This window comes from Sphingopyxis sp. BSNA05 (assembly GCF_013265645.1).
GTDB lineage: Bacteria > Pseudomonadota > Alphaproteobacteria > Sphingomonadales > Sphingomonadaceae > Parasphingorhabdus.
The window spans coordinates 83,893-102,101 of record NZ_PYIA01000012.1 but is presented as its reverse complement, the minus strand read 5'-3'; the positions used below and the strand labels follow the sequence as shown (position 1 = coordinate 102,101).

Here is an 18,209-nt window from a genome sequence, read left to right as displayed (position 1 = left end):
TCAACCCATTCAAAATGCAAGCTTTTTACTGCCCTGCAGGGGTCTCCGGCGGCATCGGAAGCGATGGTTGCAACTTTTCCATGGTCGCCAGCCGCGACTCGAGATCCGCGCGCCAAGGCGCGTCCGCACTGCTTCTTTCCAGCAATTCGGTCCAGATAGCCCGGGCCTGATCGATCTTGCCCGACTGCGCATATGCCAGTCCGAGGAAGAATGGCGGGCCGGGATGTTCCGGCGACAGATCGGCGGCTTTCTGAAAGGCGAATTGCGCCGCCGGCGTAATGACGCCGTCTGCATGGACCACCAGCGCATTGCCGAGGCCGACCCATAGATCGGGATCCTCGGGATGTTCCTTCACCCCGTTGCGCAGATAATTGGCAGCCGCACCATGTTTTCCGGCCCGGTTGAGGGAGTCGGAAAAGACCAGCCATTCCCGCGCGGTTCCGAAACGTTCGCCCATGTCGTTGCGCGCATCGATGCTGTCGTCATCGAAGCTATTGGGTTTTTCCGTCGGCTCCACCGACACGCCGGCCATGCCGGGATGCCCCTGCCAGGCGTATCCGGCCACCCCGAGCAACAGTGCCGCACCGGTTATTTCGTAGGTGGCGCGGGACATTTTGCCCAATGCGATCAAGGCGCCGGCGCAAACAAGCACCAGCAGAAGAAGAATGATCCAGCCCATTATTCGTCGCCCCGATGTTTGCGGAACCGTCCGCGCGCCAGCCACAGGGCAGCCAGCAGCAGAATGATCGGCGCGATCCACAGCGGCCAGGTTACGGCCGAGGATATCGGCGGATCATAGGATACCCAGTTTCCATAGCGTTCAATCAGCCAGCTGCGGACCTGCTCGGGCGTTTCGCCAGCGGCGATGCGTTCCCGCACCTGACTGCGCATATCGCCCGCCATCGGTGCATTGCTGTCGGCAATCGACTGGCTCTGGCATTTCAGGCAGCGCAATTCTTCCATCAGATCGCGCGCGGCGGCCTCTTTCGAGGGATCATCCAACTGCCGGTCGGCATAAGGTGCGGGCGGCAGGCCGGTTTGCGCGTCAACCGGAGCGGCCAGGCAAAGGCAGAGCAGGACCAGAAATCTCGTCATCCCGCATCCTCCAGCAGTTCCAGCAGCTTGTCGATATCTTCTTGCCGGATATCACCGATATGCTGGTGAACGATGATACCATTGCCGTCGATGACGAAGGTCTCGGGCACACCGGATGAGCCCAGTTCGAGCTGCACCTTGCTGGTCGTGTCGGTGCCGATCCGCGTATAGGGATTGCCCCAGCGGTTCAGGAAATTGGCGATATCTTCCGGCGTGTCTCGGCTGGCAATCGCGTTGATTTCAACGCCGGCTTTCTGCAATTCCAGCAACTGCGGCGCCTCGGCGATGCAGGGCACACACCAGCTGGCGAAGATGTTGAGCAAGGTCGGCTTGCCTTTTACCAGATCATTGCTGCTCAAGCCGGGTCGCTGCTCGATTGCCGCTGGCAAAGCGAAGGCGGGCATCGGCTTGCCGACCATCTTGCTCTCGATAATATTATCCTTCGGCATGATCAGGCCGGTCGCAACCGCGGCGAAGAACAGGCCGAAGAGCACCAGCGGCAGCCAGAGCAGCCAGCGATTCACAGTGTCGCCTCGACAAATTCGCGCTGCTTGCGCTGTTTATAGCCGCGCCGCAAACGGCCGACCATCGCCAGAAAGCCGCCCAGCGCGACCAATATGCCGCCATACCAGATCAGGGTGACGAACGGCTTCCACCAGACCCGTATCTGCCAGCGTCCTTCGCTGTCGCCATCACCGAGCACGACATAGAGCTGTCCGTTCCAGCGAGTCAGCAGCGCCGCTTCGCTGGTCTGGGTCTGGGCCGCGGCGAACATCCGGTTTTGCGGCGTGATCTCGTGAATCGCTCCATCGCCATATTGCGCCGTTATCCGGCCTTCGAGCGCGGTCCAATTGGGTCCGGCCATCGGCTCGATGGCCTCGAATTTCAATTTCCACTCGTTGACGGTGATGTCGTCACCCGGCTGTGCCGCGACCAGTCGCTCTTCGGTAAAGCTGCTTTCGCACGCCATGCCGACCAGCGCCACCGCGATACCGAAATGGGCGATGACCATGCCATAAGTGTGCAGCGGCGTGCGGCGCAGATTGCGCTTCCACAGCGGCGCGAAGCTGGCAACGGCAACACCCGCAGCCAGCGCCAGCCCGAGCAGCGCGAGGATCGACATGCCGGTGGTGAACAGGGCCAGCGCAAAGAGAGCGGCGGCAGTGACCAATATCGGTATCGAAATGCGGTTCAGTAAGGCTTTCAGATTATCGCGTCGCCAGCGCAGCAACGGCCCTGCCGCCATGACGGCGACCAGTAGCAGCGCCAGCGGACCCGTTGCGAGATTGAAATAGGGCGGCCCGACCGACAGCTTGTCCCCCGTCACCGCCTCGACCAGCAAAGGATAGAGCGTGCCGATAAACACCAGCGCCAAAATCACGGACAGAAGCAGATTATTGGCAACCAGCGCGCCTTCCCGGCTGACCAGTTCAAACCGCTTGCCTTCCTTCACCGTACCGACGCGCAGCGCGAACAAGGCCATGGCTCCGCCAATATAGATGGCGAGCAAGGCCAATATGAAGCTGCCGCGTTCGGGATCAACCGCAAAAGCATGCACGCTGGTCAATATACCGGAGCGCACGAGGAAAGTCCCGATCATCGACATGGAAAATGCGACCACAGCCAGCATCAGCGTCCAGGCGCGCAGACTGTCGCGGGTTGCCAGCACTGTGACCGAATGAAGCAGGGCGGTCGCCGCCAGCCACGGCATGAGCGAGGCATTTTCGACCGGGTCCCAGAACCACCAGCCGCCCCAGCCCAGCTCGTAATAGGCCCAGTAGCTGCCCGCCGTGATGCCCAGCGTCAGGAATATCCAGGCGCCCAGCACCCAGGGCCGCATTGCCTTGGCGAAAGCCGCTCCGACATCGCGGGTAATCATCGCGCCGACCGCGAAGGAAAATGCTACGGAGAGTCCGACATAGCCGAAATAGAGCGTCGGCGGATGGAAGGCGAGACCGGGGTCCTGCAGCAGCGGATTAAGCCCCTGCCCGTCCGCCGGTACCGGGAACATCCGCTCAAACGGATTGGAAGACACCAGCAGAAATGCGTAAAAGCCCAGGCTGATAAATGCCTGCGCCGCCAGCGTCGCCACGAGGGTTCTTTTGTTCAGCGACCGTTCGAATAGCGCAATAAACGCACCGGCCAGCCCCATGACCGTGACCCAGAGCAGCATCGATCCTTCGTGATTGCCCCAGGTCCCGGCAAATTTGTAGAGCAACGGCTTTACCGAAGCGCTGTTCATCACCACCAGCCGGACCGACATGTCGGAGCGGAGGAACAGCCAAATCAGCAGCAGGAAGGAGAGGCTGACAAACAGGCCCTGGGCCACCGCAACCGGACGGATCGCGGCAAAATAATCGTCCCGCTCCGCCCGCAGGCCAATGGCCCCGAGCGCAAATTGCAGCAGCGCCAGCGCGGCGGCCAGCCAGAGCGCGATCAGACCGGTTTCGGCGATCATTGGACCAGCGTCTCGGTTACTTGTTTGCTGGATGTCATATCAATGCCTTCCAGCTCGCGCGGAATGTAATTTTCGTCATGTTTGGCGAGCAAGGTCTCGGCGACAAACATGCCATTGGCATCGAGCCGGCCATCGGCGACAACGCCCGATCCTTCGACAAACAGATCCGGGGTGATGCCGGTATAGGTGACTTTTTGACGGGCGCCGGCATCCTGCACGATGAACTGCACGGTAACCCCATCGGCCGATCGCTGGATAGAACCTTCCTCCACCATGCCGCCCAGACGGATGGCCGCGCCTGCTTGCGGCTGTTGTTGGGCAATATCGGATGGCGTGTAGAAATAGCTGGCCTGATCCTGCAGCGCATAAGCCGCCAGCAACCCGGCACCGACCAGTGCAACCACCGCCAGCAGCGCCAGTGTCAGTCTTTGATGCTTTGCTTTCATTTCCGCTTGCTCAACTGATCTGCCTTTGCTTCCGCTTTGCGCATCGCCAGATAGCTATGCGCCACGACCAAGGCTGTGCCCAACAGCACAAACGCATAGGATGCAATCACAAAGGGCAAATGATTCATTCTGCTGCCATCCTTTTCAGCCGCGCATCGACTTTGGTTTGCGCCAGACTGGCTCGCATCCGCATAAGCACAATCGCGCCGAACAAGAGAGAGAAACCTATAGCCGAAACCAATAGAGGCCATAAATAGAGCGTATCGATCGTGGATTTGCCCATGATACTGATGCTCGTGCCCTGATGGTGGGTCTCCCACCATTCAACCGAAAACGGATGATCGGCAGATTGATAATGCCGACGACGCCAAAAATTGCGGCAATCCGGCTCTGTCCCTTGCCTTTGCTGGTCTCGTTGGCCAGCACGATATAGGCGAGATAGAGAAAGAACAGCACCAGCATCGAGGTCAGGCGGCCGTCCCAGACCCACCAGGTGCCCCATGCCGGACGCCCCCAGATCGCGCCGGTGATCAGGCATAGCAGAGTGAATAATGCTCCGGGGACCGCAATCGCGCGCGCCGCGTGCGAGGCCAGCGGATGCCGCCAGATCAGTTCGGAGATGCTGGCAATCGCAATGCCGGACCATCCGGCCATGCCGAGCCACGCCATTGGCACATGGACAAAGATGATCTTCACCGTATCGCCCTGCAACCGCTCGGCCGGCGTCGCCCACAGACCCCAGATGCAGGCAAGCAGGACCATGGCGATCCCGCCGAAAAGCAAAAACGGCGTCAGCGGCCTGGCAAGTGACAGGAAGCGGGTGGGATTGGCATAGGCGTGCATGGGTAAAGCGATATTGCCTCGGTTACGGATGTTCAACATCAATCGCGGCTTTCGATGGCAGAAGCGCGGCAAGGCGACAAGCGTTTTTCCGTATTGCGGGCAGCTGCGCGGTCGCAAAACCGGTAACGAGACGGGTCCCGGAGACCGTCCTCGCCTTTTCCGCCTGCCCGGCTAGTGGATAGTGATCATCGTCAATTGCTCGGCCAGGCGGAGCGCGGCAGCATAATCATCTTCAAAATAGACGCCCGCCAGATCGTCGTTCACCAGGCCGATCCGCCCGAGCATTTCCCGCGGCTGCGCTTGCACGCCGGACAGGATGATCTTGGCGCCGGAGACGCGGGCCTGCTCGATAAATTCCTCGATCATCGTCACGCCGCTGGCATCGAGCATCGGCACCAGCCGCATCCGCAAGATGATGACCTTGGGCGTCCGTCCGATCTTGCGCATCGCGTCGAGCAATTCACCCGCCACCCCGAAAAACACCGGTCCGCTGATCCGGAACACCTCGACGCCGCTCGGGAGATCGTCGCGCTGGCTCAGGTCATCGGCATCATCATCCGGATCGGGTCCATTGCCGTTCTCCAGCTGCACCGTCTCGCTCATCCGCGCCATGAACAACAGCGACGCCAAGGTGACCCCGACGCCGATCGCCACGGTCAGATCGACCAATATCGTCAGCCCGAAAGTGAGCAGCAGAACCGCGCGGTCGCTGTTGGGCATGCGCAGCAGCGCGATGAACCGGTCGATCTCGCACATGCCCCAGGCGACGACGAACAGGATCGCCGCCAGCGCGGCCATTGGCACAAAGGCCATCAGGCTGCTGCCCAGCAGGATGAAGAGCAAAATGAACAGCGCGTGCATCATGCCGGCCACGGGCGTCTTCGCGCCCGCCTTGATATTCGTCGCGGTCCGCGCAATCGCCCCGGTCGCGGGCAGTCCGCCAAAGGCCACCGAACCGAGATTGGCGACGCCCTGCCCGATCAGCTCCTGGTTGGACCGGTGGCGGGTGCCGGTCATCCCGTCAGCGACCACAGCTGACAACAAAGCTTCGATTCCCGCGAGAAAGGCGATGGTGAAAGCCGAAGGCAGCAATTCCGCGACCCTTGCCCAGGTCACGACGGGCAGCGAGGGCATCGGCAGGGTCACCGGCATATCCGGAAAGCGCGTCCCGATCGTATCGACGGGCAGCTTGAGCAGCGCGACCACGATCGAGGCCAGCACGAGCGCGATCAGGAAACCCGGCAGCTTCGGCGCGTATCGTTTCAGCGCGATAATCACGCAGAAAGCACCGAGACCGATCAGCAGGGTCGCCATGTGCACCGTCGACATGGCACCAAAATAGGCCTGCCATTTCGGCAGAAATTCCGACGGAACCGTCTCCAGAGACAGGCCCAGAAAATCCTTCACCTGGCTGGAGGCAATGATCACCGCGATCCCGGCGGTGAAGCCGGTGACCACCGGATGCGGGATGAACTTGATCAGCCGCCCGATCTTGAACGCCCCCGCGGCGATCAGGATCAGCCCCGCCATGAATGTCGCGATCAGCAGGCCGTCATAGCCATGCTGGGCGATGACATTGAACACGACCACGACGAAGGCGCCGGTCGGCCCGCCAACCTGCACCCGGGAACCGCCGAGGAAGGAGATCAGGAAGCCGGCGATAACCGCGGTGACCAGCCCCTTGTCGGGCGAGGCACCGCTGGCGATTGCCAGTGCCATCGACAGGGGCAGCGCCACGATCGCGACGGTCAGACCGGCGACCGCATCAGCCTTGAACAGGCCGAAATCATAGCCTTCGCGCATCGTCGTGAAAATTTTGGGCGTGAAGCTGTTCATCGGCCGAGCCTCTATTCGGTTGCCGCGTCCGACCCCGCCTGATCGAACAGGATCGAGCCCACTGCGCTTGCCGCCTTGCCTCCCGTCGTCTCGCGCAGCCGCACGCCGCGACCGATACCGGTGCTTGGCGCATTTTCCCCGATCAGCTCGATCCCGGCGTTTTCCAGTGCGCCGATGACCTTGACCAGCGTGTCGACCACGCCGCGCACCTGCCCGTCCGAGGCTTCCATGCGCTGGATCGTCGGCAATGACAGGCCAGCCAGGCCGGCCAGTTGCCGCTGATCGATCCCCAGCAGGGCGCGAGAGGCCCGCATCTGTTGTGACGTGATCATCAATCTATCCCTATTGATATATTATACATCAAATATCAGTATTAACAATTTATCCTGATGGTGTATAGAGAATATTCATCAACGCCGGCCTCTGCGGCTCAGACATATAGACAGGACAAGGTGAATGGCCGGATTTGAGACTTTGCTCGACAGGATCGTCGACGACATGAGCAACCGCGACGAAGCCTCTCCCACGCTACCGGAAGCATCTGTCGCCCCGGCGCTGCCGAAATCGGCGTCCGAGGCCTTCACGCGCGGCCTGCTCGGCCGCTGCCCCAGCTGCGGTAAAGCCAAGATGTTTCCCCGGCTGCTCAAGCCGGTCGACCGTTGCCCGCTATGTGGCCAGGACTGGACCGCGCAACAGGCCGATGATTTCCCCGCCTATGTGGCGATCATCGTCACCGGCCATATACTCGCGCCCGTCATCATCTTCATGATCAACGAGACTGCCTTCTCCATGTGGACCAATCTGCTGATCATAATCATCATGGCGCTTGCCTGATAGCCGCCCTGCTGCAACCGGCCAAAGGCGCGATCATCGCCCTGCAATGGTGGCTGGGCCTGAACGGATTTGAAAAACCTCCCCGTCCGCGCGCAGCGCTTCTGTCCGACACTGGCCAGGATCGCTGACAGCCCGGACCGCCGTTCCGAAAAGGCCAGCAGCAGCGATATGGCGCAGGCTTTTCCGCGCGTGTCACGAAACCGTCAATAAAGATTCATCCCGGAGTCTTCGAAACGGTCATTTCCCTTCACAATTAGCGCCTAGAGGCCCGGTACATCAGATTTACCGGAGGGCATCATGGCCAGAATATCTAAGTTTCGCAAAGAGTTACTAATCGGATCGGCGGCTGTCCTGCTGGCTCTGCCGGGCGTCGCTACGGCGGGTACGGTGAGCGGCGTGGTCAGCGACTCCAGCGAAACCAGAGGCTTGCAGGCGGCCCAGGTCCGCATCGTCGAGCTGGACCGGGTGGTCACCACCGGTCGCGACGGCAGCTATCGCTTCCCCGATGTGCCGGCCGGCACCTATACGCTGGAGACCCGCTATATCGGCGCGGACACCAGCCAGACCAGCATCACGATCAGCGACGCCAGCCCCACTGTCGCCAATATACTGCTGCAAAGCGGTGCAGGCACGGAAATCCTGGTCATCGGCCAGAGTGCCAACCAGGCCAGTTCGCTTTCCCGCAAGCGCGAGGCCGATGGTGTTTCCTCGGTCCTGACCCGGGATGCGATCGGCCAGTTTCCCGACCAGAATGTCGCTGAATCGCTCCGCCGCGTTCCAGGTGTCAACATCCTCAACGACCAGGGCGAAGGCCGCTTCGTATCGGTCCGCGGCCTCGACCCCAATCTGAACGCGTCCTCGCTCAACGGTGTGCGCATCCCCTCGCCCGAAAGCGATGTCCGCTCGGTCGCGCTCGACGTCATTTCCAGCGACCTCATCGAATCGATCGAAATCAAGAAATCACTGACCCCCGACATGGACGGCGACACGATCGGCGCCTCGATCGAGATCAAGACGGTCAGCGCCTTTGACCGCAAGAAAGACCTGCTGACCGGCAAGATCGAAGGCAGCTACAATGATTATGCCGGCCATGTTTCACCAAAGGGCAGCATCGATTTCTCGACCCGTCTGACCGACAATATCGGCGTCGCGGGCGGCCTGTCCTATTACAAGCGCAAGTTCGAGACCGACAATATCGAAGCCGAAGGCTGGGACGTCAATGATGACGGCGTCGTCTATGCCGAGGAGGTCCAGTACCGCGACTATGACGTCGAACGCGAACGGATCAGCGCCTCGCTGTCCTTCGATTTCCGCGCCAGCGACAGCACCGAACTCTATGTGCGCGGCATCTACAGCCAGTTCGATGATCAGGAATTTCGCGGACGCACGACCTTCAAGCTCGACGAGGAAGCCAGCAGCGGCGACGCCAACAGCGCTCTGTTCGACGACGCCGACGGTGAAATCGAGATCGAACGGGACATCAAGGACCGCATGGAAAGCCAGAAGATCCGTTCCGTCGTGCTCGGCGGCAAGACCGAAACCGGTCCCTGGAAAGTTGAATATTCGGGCAGCTGGTCGAAATCGAGCGAGAATGAAGATGGTTCGCTCGACCCCACGACCTTTTCCAACAAGTTCGAAGACGACGGGCTCAGCGTCCTGTTCGATTATGCGGACGGTCGCATCCCGACTTACAGCTACGCTTCCGGTTCTGCCCTGGCCAACGACCCTGGTCTATATGAGCTGGACGATGTCGAACTGACCGCTCTGTCGGCGGCAGAGGACGAGGAATTTTCGGCAAAGCTGGACGTCTCCCGCCAGTTCGCGATGGGCAATGGTGATTTCACCGTGCAGGCCGGCTTCAAGGGCCGCTGGCGCGAAAAACGCTACGACAATGACGTTGAATTTTACGAAGACAGCACCGGCACTTACACACTGGCCGATGTGCTGGGTACCCAGACCTATCGTATCACCGATCTCGGTCCGGTTGCCAGCCATAGCGGTCCGACCGAATATTTCCGCGCCAATTTCGGCGATTTCGAACTTCAGGAAATCGACAGCCAGTTTGATTCGGCTGTTTCCGACTATGTGAACCAAGAAGATATTTACGCCGGCTATCTGCTCGGTCGCTGGGACAGCGACAAGCTGCGCGTCATCGGCGGTGTGCGCTTCGAACGCACGGAAAATGTCATTTCCGCCAACACGGTGACCCTGGTCGAGGAAGACGCAACCTTTGGCGGCGTGACCTTTACCGAAGACACAGTCGTGGTCGCGCCCAACAGCTTCTCGCGCAGCTATGACGACTGGCTGCCGAGCCTCAATATCCGCTTCGAACCGCAGCGCAATCTGGTATTGCGCGCCGCCGGCTATCGCAGCGTGGTGAGACCCAATCTGTCCGATCTGGCCCCCCGTTTCGCTGTCGAACAGAATGACGATGACGAGCGCGAAGGCGAATTCGGCAATCCCGACCTGCTGCCTTACGAAGCCTGGAACTTCGATGCGTCCGCCGAATTTTACTTCAGCTCGAACGGCGCGCTGACGGCGAACCTGTTCTACAAGGATATCAAGAATTTCATCGTCGAATCGCTTGAGGAGAACGGCACCCGCTTCGGCATAGACTTTGACGAGGCGACCATCCCGATCAACGGTAGCAGCGCCGAAGTCTTCGGTATCGAACTAGGCTTTGCGCAGGCACTCAATTTCCTGCCCGATCCGCTCGACGGCTTTCTCGTCAACTTCAACTATACCTATACCGATGCCACCGGCACGGTGCCGACGGACGGTGATATCACCGATCTGCGCAGCATCACTCTGCCGAGCAGCTCCAAGCACACGTTCAACGCGGTACTGGGTTACGAGAAAGGCCCGTTCGATTTTCGTCTCGCAGGCACCTATCGGGACCGCTATCTCGACGAACTCGGCGCGGAAGCCAGCGAGGACCGCTATGTCGACAATCATTTCCAGCTCGACGCCAGCGTGAAGTTCAAGCTGAACAAGAATATCCGGTTGTTCGCCGAATGGATCAATATCAACAATGCCAAATATTTCGCCTATCAGAATTTCGATACGCGCAAGCGGCTGTTGCAATATGAAGAATATGGCTCGACCTTCAAATTTGGCGCAAAGATAACGATGTGATGAAAAATATACTCTCCCCTCTGCTGCTCGGCAGCCTCGCTCTGTCCGGTTGCGCAACCCCCTCCGGTACAGTCTCTTCAGCGCCGACGCTCGCACTGACGGCCGACGCGGAAACCGTTCCGGTCGGCACCGTCAACCGCGATGCAGCCGACGATCCGGCGATCTGGCGCAATGCCGGGGACCCGGCAAACAGCCTGATCATCGGGACCGACAAGCGCGCCGGTCTCTATGTCTACGGTCTGGATGGCAGCAAGAAATCCTTCCTGCCGGAAGGCGAACTGAACAATGTCGATCTGCGCGAAGTCATGATCGGTGGCGAGAAGACTGTGCTGGTCGGCGCGAGCATCCGCAACGACCGCGCCAACGCGCATATCGGTCTCTACCGGCTCGATCCCGAATCCGCGGAACTGACTTTGCTAGGCAAATATCCCGCCGGTCCCGGCGAAGCTTATGGGTTCTGCTTCGGTCAAGACAGCGGCGGCGAGACCTTCGCCTATATGATCGAGAAAAGCGGCTTTGTCCGCGAGATCACCCTCTCCTTTGAAGGCAGCACGCCGAGCGCGACCATCAGCCGCGAACACAAGCTGGCGACGCAACCAGAGGGCTGCGTCGTCGATGACCGCACCGGGCGGCTTTATGTCGGCGAAGAGAATAGCGGCATATGGCTGTTCGATCTGAATGCCGACAATTTCGAGCCGCAGCGCTTTGCCAATATCAATGGCAAAGAACTGGTCGCCGATGTCGAAGGACTGGCACTCGCGCCAAGCGGAGAAACCGGCGGCTATCTGGTCGCCTCCAGCCAAGGCGACAATGCCTATGTGCTCTATGACCTGATCACGGGCGCCTATGTGAACCGCTTCCGCCTGGTCGATGGCGCCATAGACGGCACGTCGGAAACGGACGGGATCGAAGTCATATTGGGCGATTTCGGTCCGGCCTATCCCGAAGGCCTGATGGTGATGCAGGATGGCGCAAATGAAGGCGGCACGCAGAATTTCAAGCTGGTCAGCTGGTCGAAGATCAAGGCTGCCGTCGCGCCATAATATTGACGAATGGAACGGAAGGGAGCGTCGCCGCGGCCTCTCTTCCGTCATCCCGTCAAAACTGCTTTCCTACAGTCGACCCTATCCTCTATCTTCCGGCCTGTCCTTCGCCATGCGCGGGACAGGCTCTTTGATATTTGAACGGAAGGAGGATGCTCACACGACCTTTGAAACTCCGCGCACCGGGGCGGAAAATCCAAAGGTCACACTAGGCGCCGGCATGGCGGCCCAGAAATGGCAGAAATCTGTTCCTTTCAGGCAAAGGTCACAGAAAATAAAAGCATTGAACTGTGTAAAGTTCAGCCTGGGCCTAGCCCCGGCCGATCAACGCCATTGCCATATTGTCGGCGACATCTGAATCCGGAAGTTTTTGTGCCGCGCTCTGTTCCCAGATCTCGGTCAGCCGCTGTGGAATCATCGCGACCCGTCGATTGACTTCCTTGACGTCGCCGTCGCCGAGATATTCCAGACCGACGCTGATGATGCCGCCGGAGTTGATGACATAATCCGGTGCAAACAGGATGTTGCGGTCGAAGATTCGCTGGCCGTCTCCGGGAGTCGCTAGCTGGTTGTTGGCGCCACCGGCAACGATCGGAACATTGAGATGGGCGATAGAGACTTTATCCAGTATCGCGCCCAAGGCATTGGGACTGAATACATCTGCCTCGATCCGCATGACCTCGTCAAGGCCGACGACGGTTGCGCCGATTTCCTTTGCCAGCGCTGCTGCATGGTCCTTGTTGATATCGGCGATGCTCAGCTTCGCGCCATCCCTGGCCAGCAAACGGGCAAGACCGCCGCCAACGCTGCCTACGCCCTGGATCGCCACATGGACGCCGTCCATAGTGTCGCGTCCAAGCTTGTGCGCTACAGCGGCCTTCACGCCGAGATAGACGCCCATGGCGGTAAAGGTCCGGGATCGCCGCCGGCTTCTCCGCTGTTGCTGACCGGCAGGCCGGAGACATATTTGGTTTCCTTGGTCAAAGCGACCATGTCTGCCGCGGTGATTCCGACATCTTCTGCGGTGACATATTGGCCGCCGAGCGACTCGATCATCCGGCCGAAAGCGGCGAGCATTTCGGGTGTCTTGGTCCGGTTGCGGTCGGCGAGAATCACCGCCTTGCCGCCGCCCAGTGGCAGTCCGGCCATGGCGTTTTTGAAGCTCATGCCGCGCGACAGGCGCAGCGCGTCGGTTACTGCGGTTTCGCGGTTTTCGTAGTGCCAGAAGCGGGTGCCGCCGGCACCGGGGCCGAGATGGGTGCTGTGCAGCGCGATAATCGCGCTGAGGCCACTGTCGGCATCATGGAAAAATGGACCGCTTCATGGTCGTCAAAATCCGGCAAGTCCCACATCACGCTCATGGCGGTTATCCCTGGCAATTGGAGTAATTAAATATCCCATAGCTGTAATTTAATTACAAATAAAGAAAGACTTTGCAGCCCGGCCATGTGGTGATGGCCTGGTAACGCATCGTCGTCTTCAGGGAAAAATGGGGCGATCGAGGGGTCTCGAACCCCCGACCTCCGGTACCACAAACCGGCGCTCTAACCAACTGAGCTACGATCGCCACAAGCCGCGCACTATATAGCCGCATTGCGATGGGGTCCATAGGGATAGGCGGTGGCAATCGTCAAGCATTTAGCGGGGCAATCTGGAATTAAAACGCATCGCCACGCTGGCGGTGGACCAGCCGGGCCGGTTGCCGCGCCGCATCGATCAGGGCGCGCTCCTCGACCAGCGCGCTTTGCATCTCGACCGCGAGATCGACGCGGAACCAGCGGGTGGTCAGCTTGACCTGGCTCTGGACTTCGGACGTCGCGCCGAGGCTCGCCGGATAGGATTGCGCCCAGAAGTCATTGAGGCTGGCATAGCCCAGTTCCGGACGCCCCGAGAAACTGGCGGGCGGGTGTCAGGTCGGACGGCAGCGCGCCAAGCATGGCCAGCAATATCGCCTGCTCCGGCCGCAGCGTGTTGATATTGATCGGCGACAGATCGGTGGTCGGCAGCGCGCACAGCCACGGCGCGATGCGGACATAGACATCGTCGGTCACGCCCTTGATGGTCCGCAACTCGCTGATGTCGACGATCAATGCGTTGGCCGTGCGGAAGGGCGTCTCCTGCTGCAGATAATATTGATCCTCCGCACCGCGGGGGGCCGCCACCATGTCGCTGTCGATCCAGTCCGCGACCGACTCCGCAATATCAACGGCATCGCCGTCCAATATGCCCAGCATCACCATCAGCCGCGAAAATTGCGCCAGCCCTTCCGGCCTTGCCGTCAGGACGTCCTGCTGCTGCGTGACCAGACTGTTGATGTTGAAGCAATTGCCGCCGTCGGACAGCGATGCCGTAATGATTCCGCCCGGCACGGGAAAGCTTTGCTCCTTGCCGTTCCAGCCGCCGACATTGATCGTCCGGCCCGGCGATAGCGATACGATCTCTTCGGCGGAACGCATGCCGATCGATTCGGCGGCTATCAGATAGGCCTTGGCCTGTGACAGTTCCCGCGCGTTGGAGGCCAGCTTGGTCGCGCCAGCCAGCCGGTCAATCCCGTGCGCCGCCAGTATCGCGATCACGGCGACCAGCAACAGGACCGTCAGCAGCGCCGCCCCCCGCTCTCTTGCGGTTCCTATCTCCCGAACATCGTTCACAGATAGCCGGCCCCGACCAGGAACAGATGGCGATAATCGCGACCCCGTTGTTCGAAGCGGATCTCGATCGCCCTTGGCAAGTCTGCCAGCCGCTCGGTTGCCCAGCGATCCGACCATATTCCGCGCTTGTCGCGAAAGCGGAGCTCCAGCGCATCGATGTTCGAGATCAGAACCGCCGGCTGATCAATCGACCCGCCGTCGGTCATCCGGTATCGCCAGCGCTCCAGATTGCCGTCCGTCAGCCGATATTCGACCCGCTCCAGATTGGATCGCGCCTGACCGTTGATATTGCTCTGGCCGCCCCGCGTGAATTTCAAAAAGGCCGCCTCGGCTCCACCACTCTCGCTGGCAAAAGCCGGCATCCGGTCGCCGCGATCATCGCGATAGGTCCGCGGCAAGGCCTGGCTCAGGTCAGCCTCCATCAAGGAAACAAAGCGCTGCATTTCCGCCATCTGCCCCAGATTCTCTGCGGTTATCTCGTCGCTGTCGACAGCCGAGCGCAGCATGATCACCCCGGCGACCGAGAGCATCGCGAAAATGAACAGCGCGACCATCATCTCGACCAGAGTGAAGCCGTTGCGATCGCGGGAATTGGCAGGAATTTTGTCCATCGTCCTCGCTTATATTCAGACTGGCCTGAACCGCAAACAGCGGTTGCGATCAACAGGGATTCATTTATCGTGAAGCGGGATAGTTAGTGGCAATTTTGGACGGTGATATGACACAAGCCAACAATACATCGGCTGACTATCTTGTCGCACTGGGAAAGGTGCAGCGCTTTCCGCGCAAGGAAATAGAATTGTGCATCGTCAGGAACTTTCTAGACTCCGATGAATGCAGCAGGTTGGTGGCCATGATCGACGAGCAGCGGCGCCCCTCCACCATTGCCGATCCGAACGGTGACGACTATTTTCGAACCAGCGAAACCTGTGATCTCGATCATCAAGACCGGTTCGTAGCGGAAATCGACGCGAAGATCTGCGGCTTTGCCAATATCGACAGGAAATATGGCGAACCACTGCAGGGCCAGCGTTATGCGGTGGGTCAGGAATTCAAGGCACATACGGATTTTTTCGATCCCGCCGGTCAGGATTTCATCAAATATTGCTCGATCTCCGGACAGCGCACCTGGACCTTCATGCTCTATCTTAACGAACCCGACGCCGGCGGGGCTACACGCTTCACCCGGTTCAAGAAGAGCTTCACCCCGGAAACCGGTACATTGCTGTGCTGGAACAACCGGAATGTTGATGGCAGCGTCAACGAATGGACATTGCACCACGGCATGAAAGTCCGGCGCGGCACGAAATATGTAATCACCAAATGGTTTCGGGAGAAACCCTGGCCTTGGAACGGATAAGCCTATTGCCTTCAAATCAATAAAACTGACTCGCTACCGCCCCGGCCCCGGCATGATGGTCTCCGCTGCCTTTATCGGCCCGGGAACGGTCACCGCCTGCACATTGGCCGGAGCAAATTTCGGCTTCGCGCTGCTCTGGGCACTGCTGTTCGCCACCATTACCACGATCGTCCTCCAGTCCTTTGCCATCCGCATCGCGCTGGTTACCCAGCTTGGGCTGGCCGAGGCGATGCTGAAGTCCGTGACATCACCGATAGTCCGCGCACTGGCGGCCTTGTTGCTGATTTCCGCGCTCGTCCTCGGGAATGCAGCCTATGAAGCGGGCAATATGTCGGGAGCTGCGCTTGGGCTTGAAGCGATAAACGGCGGTTCGCTTCCCTTCGGCATGGCGCCGGTGATCATCACCATCGCCCTCGTCGCATCGGCCATGCTGATATTTTCGAAACCGCGATGGGTGGAGAATATACTGATAGCATTGGTGCTGCTGATGAGCGCGGCCTTCATCCTGACCTTTCTGCTCATCCGACCCGATCTCGGTGCCTTGCTGCGAGGTTTTGTGCCTGCGGTACCGGAGGGGGGCCTGTTGACCGCAATCGCGCTCATCGGCACTACCATCGTGCCCTATAACCTGTTCCTGCATGCGGCGAGCGTGCGCGACCGTTGGAACAAGGAACAAATGCCCGAAGCGCAACTGGACAACAGGATTTCCATCGGTATCGGCGGGCTGGTATCGATGACGATAATGGCCACCGCCGCGGCCAGTCTTTTCGGCAGCGGCAAGACGATCGAAAATGCGGTCGACATGGCCCATCAGCTTACCCCGCTCTTCGGGAACCTGGCAACGATCACGCTTGGCGCGGGGCTCTTTGCAGCGGGCCTGACCTCTGCGATCACCGCTCCGCTGGCCACCGGCTATATCGTGCAGGAAATTTTCACCACCTCCAACTCGCGCTGGCCCTTCCGGATCGGTGCACTTATCGTGATTCTCTCCGGAATGTTTGCTGCGTTGCTCGGCTATCGCCCGGTCGAACTGATCTTCGTGGCCCAGATTGCAAATGGTCTGCTACTCCCCATCATCGCGATTTTCCTGCTTCGGCTCGCGAATAACCGCGCGCTACTCGGAACATATGCCAACGGTGTCCGGGCCAATATTCTCGGGGCAGCAATATTGCTGATCACCACCGCTTTGGGTTTCCGGTTGATCGCCCGCGCGCTAGGCTTCTGGCCATGACCCGTGTCATCGATCTGAATGCCGACCTTGGCGAAGACGAAAGTCCTGACGGCATCGCTCGCGATATCGCTATCATGAATGTCGTCTCCAGCTGCAACATCGCGACCGGCGGCCATGCCGGTTCGGAAAAAAGCATGCGCACCATGCTATCCGCCGCGAAGGCCAAGGCGATCGCTCCGGGCGCGCACCCCTCATATCCGGACCGGGCAGGTTTCGGCCGTACCTCCATGAATATCACGCTCACGGATCTGGTTGTGAGCCTGACGGAGCAGTTGCGTACCATCGCCGCGATTGCAGCAGAAGTCGGTGTGGCGCTTACCCATATCAAGCCGCATGGCGCTCTGTACAATGATGCCCAGGATGATCCCGATCTGGCCAGACTGCTGGTCGGCATCGCGTCGCAATCCAGACTTCCGCTAATGGGCATGGCCGGATCGCTAATCCAGCAGGCGTCATCAGAGGGAAATATCGGTTTTATCACCGAAGCATTCATTGACCGGCGATATACAAGCGAGGGTAGACTGGTTCCGCGCAGCGAAGCAGGGGCAGTCATTGCACAGGAGGACCAGCGAATCCGGCAAGGCCTTGATCTGGCCCGCGGTGCCGCACTGACCACGCAGGACGGATCAACGCTGACCGTCCCTGCGCAAAGCCTCTGCCTCCATTCGGACAGCGACGGAGCTCTGGAAACAGCGACAAAAATGCGCAGGGCGCTGGAACAGGCTGGCATTGTGATCGGCACGCTCGGGCTATGACCGGACAGACTTACTCTATTCATATTTGCGATGACTGGATCAGTATTTCTCTGCCCGGTTGGGATATGATCCTGGCAGCACAATCCGCGCTATCGACCGACGGTCACTGGACGGAAATTGTCCCTGGTATCGACAGCATAGCGGCCCAGTTCGACCCTGCCCTCCTCTCGCCCGCCGAAGCGGTCCGGATAGCATCGGAACGAATGGAAAGGCTGGCCCCCATGGCCAGCGAATCTTCCTCCACAGTGGCGATTCCCGTGTGCTACGATGGGGCATTTGCCCCGGATCGGGAATTCGTAGCGGACAAAATCGGGATAGACCTGGATATATTGCCAAAATGGCATGCAGCCCGGACCCAGCGGGTGGCCATGCTGGGTTTCATGCCGGGCTTTGCCTATCTCCAGAGCATGGAGGAATGCGACACAATCGGGCGGCTGGCAACTCCGCGCCAATCAGTAGCGGCCGGTTCGATCGGAATCATCGGTCGCCAGAGTTGCATCTACTCCTTTGACAGCCCGGGCG

The 18,209-nt window shown here is 59.8% G+C and carries 16 protein-coding genes, 1 tRNA gene and 3 pseudogenes; 7 read left to right on the top strand and 13 right to left on the bottom strand.

Going from position 1 to position 18,209, the window contains the following annotated elements:
- Nucleotides 1-25: 25 nt before the first annotated feature.
- From C8024_RS01485 to C8024_RS01445, 9 genes and pseudogenes are all read right to left on the bottom strand, one after another.
- A complete protein-coding gene (locus C8024_RS01485) occupies nucleotides 26-679 on the bottom strand; it encodes a tetratricopeptide repeat protein (RefSeq protein ID WP_100095206.1) in 654 nt (217 codons plus the stop codon).
- The gene (locus tag C8024_RS01480; RefSeq protein WP_173202691.1) at nucleotides 679-1,095 is read right to left on the bottom strand and encodes a cytochrome c-type biogenesis protein; all 417 of its coding nucleotides are present in this window, start codon (nucleotides 1,093-1,095) and stop codon (nucleotides 679-681) included. Before C8024_RS01480 ends, C8024_RS01485 begins: the two co-directional genes overlap by 1 nt.
- Nucleotides 1,092-1,619 carry a DsbE family thiol:disulfide interchange protein gene (locus C8024_RS01475; protein WP_173202690.1) on the bottom strand — a complete coding sequence of 176 codons (528 nt, stop codon included), beginning with the start codon at nucleotides 1,617-1,619 and terminating at the stop codon, nucleotides 1,092-1,094. The genes C8024_RS01480 and C8024_RS01475 overlap by 4 nt, the downstream gene beginning before the upstream one ends.
- Nucleotides 1,616-3,553, bottom strand: a complete 1,938-nt coding sequence (locus C8024_RS01470; protein WP_173202689.1) for a heme lyase CcmF/NrfE family subunit — start codon at nucleotides 3,551-3,553, stop codon at nucleotides 1,616-1,618. Before C8024_RS01470 ends, C8024_RS01475 begins: the two co-directional genes overlap by 4 nt.
- The gene (gene ccmE, locus C8024_RS01465; protein WP_173202688.1) at nucleotides 3,550-3,999 is read right to left on the bottom strand and encodes a cytochrome c maturation protein CcmE; all 450 of its coding nucleotides are present in this window, start codon (nucleotides 3,997-3,999) and stop codon (nucleotides 3,550-3,552) included. Before ccmE ends, C8024_RS01470 begins: the two co-directional genes overlap by 4 nt.
- Nucleotides 3,996-4,127, bottom strand: coding sequence for a heme exporter protein CcmD (ccmD, locus tag C8024_RS01460; RefSeq protein ID WP_123906359.1), 132 nt, complete (start codon nucleotides 4,125-4,127; stop codon nucleotides 3,996-3,998). The genes ccmE and ccmD overlap by 4 nt, the downstream gene beginning before the upstream one ends.
- A pseudogene (gene ccmC, locus C8024_RS01455) lies at nucleotides 4,124-4,842 on the bottom strand (heme ABC transporter permease CcmC). Before ccmC ends, ccmD begins: the two are co-directional and overlap by 4 nt.
- Before the next feature lie 171 nt (nucleotides 4,843-5,013).
- Nucleotides 5,014-6,678 (bottom strand): SulP family inorganic anion transporter, encoded by a 1,665-nt coding sequence (locus tag C8024_RS01450; RefSeq protein WP_173202687.1) that lies wholly within the window; start codon nucleotides 6,676-6,678, stop codon nucleotides 5,014-5,016.
- A gap of 11 nt (nucleotides 6,679-6,689) precedes the next feature.
- Nucleotides 6,690-7,010 carry a transcriptional regulator gene (locus C8024_RS01445; protein ID WP_100095213.1) on the bottom strand — a complete coding sequence of 107 codons (321 nt, stop codon included), beginning with the start codon at nucleotides 7,008-7,010 and terminating at the stop codon, nucleotides 6,690-6,692.
- 124 nt (nucleotides 7,011-7,134) lie between these two features.
- On the opposite strand from C8024_RS01445, the gene C8024_RS01440 reads away from it, so the two are divergent.
- The 3 genes from C8024_RS01440 to C8024_RS01430 all read left to right on the top strand — a co-directional run bounded on the left by C8024_RS01440 (nucleotide 7,135) and on the right by C8024_RS01430 (nucleotide 11,690).
- Complete coding sequence (locus tag C8024_RS01440) at nucleotides 7,135-7,512, top strand: DUF983 domain-containing protein (RefSeq protein ID WP_367947087.1); 378 nt, start codon at nucleotides 7,135-7,137, stop codon at nucleotides 7,510-7,512.
- 297 nt (nucleotides 7,513-7,809) lie between these two features.
- Nucleotides 7,810-10,647: a TonB-dependent receptor gene (locus C8024_RS01435; protein ID WP_173202686.1), complete on the top strand. Its 2,838-nt coding sequence runs from the start codon at nucleotides 7,810-7,812 to the stop codon at nucleotides 10,645-10,647.
- Nucleotides 10,647-11,690 carry a phytase gene (locus C8024_RS01430; protein ID WP_173202685.1) on the top strand — a complete coding sequence of 348 codons (1,044 nt, stop codon included), beginning with the start codon at nucleotides 10,647-10,649 and terminating at the stop codon, nucleotides 11,688-11,690. The genes C8024_RS01435 and C8024_RS01430 overlap by 1 nt, the downstream gene beginning before the upstream one ends.
- 310 nt (nucleotides 11,691-12,000) lie before the next feature.
- On the opposite strand, the pseudogene C8024_RS01425 reads toward C8024_RS01430, so the two are convergent.
- From C8024_RS01425 to gspJ, 4 genes and pseudogenes are all read right to left on the bottom strand, one after another.
- Nucleotides 12,001-13,051 (bottom strand): annotated as a pseudogene (locus C8024_RS01425) (Leu/Phe/Val dehydrogenase).
- A 129-nt stretch (nucleotides 13,052-13,180) separates the two neighbouring features.
- Nucleotides 13,181-13,257 (bottom strand) — tRNA-His (locus C8024_RS01420).
- Between the two features lie 286 nt (nucleotides 13,258-13,543).
- Nucleotides 13,544-14,341: a type II secretion system minor pseudopilin GspK gene (gspK, locus tag C8024_RS01415; RefSeq protein WP_367947086.1), complete on the bottom strand. Its 798-nt coding sequence runs from the start codon at nucleotides 14,339-14,341 to the stop codon at nucleotides 13,544-13,546.
- Nucleotides 14,338-14,952: a type II secretion system minor pseudopilin GspJ gene (gene gspJ / locus C8024_RS20700; protein ID WP_254305455.1), complete on the bottom strand. Its 615-nt coding sequence runs from the start codon at nucleotides 14,950-14,952 to the stop codon at nucleotides 14,338-14,340. Before gspJ ends, gspK begins: the two co-directional genes overlap by 4 nt.
- 107 nt (nucleotides 14,953-15,059) lie before the next feature.
- Between gspJ and C8024_RS01410 the strand changes: the two genes are divergently transcribed.
- The 4 genes and pseudogenes from C8024_RS01410 to C8024_RS22700 all read left to right on the top strand — a co-directional run.
- Nucleotides 15,060-15,701, top strand: coding sequence for a 2OG-Fe(II) oxygenase (locus C8024_RS01410; protein ID WP_173202684.1), 642 nt, complete (start codon nucleotides 15,060-15,062; stop codon nucleotides 15,699-15,701).
- A gap of 52 nt (nucleotides 15,702-15,753) precedes the next feature.
- Nucleotides 15,754-16,932, top strand: a complete 1,179-nt coding sequence (locus tag C8024_RS01405) for an NRAMP family divalent metal transporter (protein WP_254305454.1) — start codon at nucleotides 15,754-15,756, stop codon at nucleotides 16,930-16,932.
- Nucleotides 16,929-17,687, top strand: coding sequence for a 5-oxoprolinase subunit PxpA (pxpA, locus tag C8024_RS01400; protein WP_173202683.1), 759 nt, complete (start codon nucleotides 16,929-16,931; stop codon nucleotides 17,685-17,687). The genes C8024_RS01405 and pxpA overlap by 4 nt, the downstream gene beginning before the upstream one ends.
- Nucleotides 17,684-18,205: pseudogene (locus C8024_RS22700) on the top strand (allophanate hydrolase subunit 1); the annotation flags it as partial. The gene pxpA and the pseudogene C8024_RS22700, both read left to right, overlap by 4 nt.
- Nucleotides 18,206-18,209: the final 4 nt, after the last annotated feature.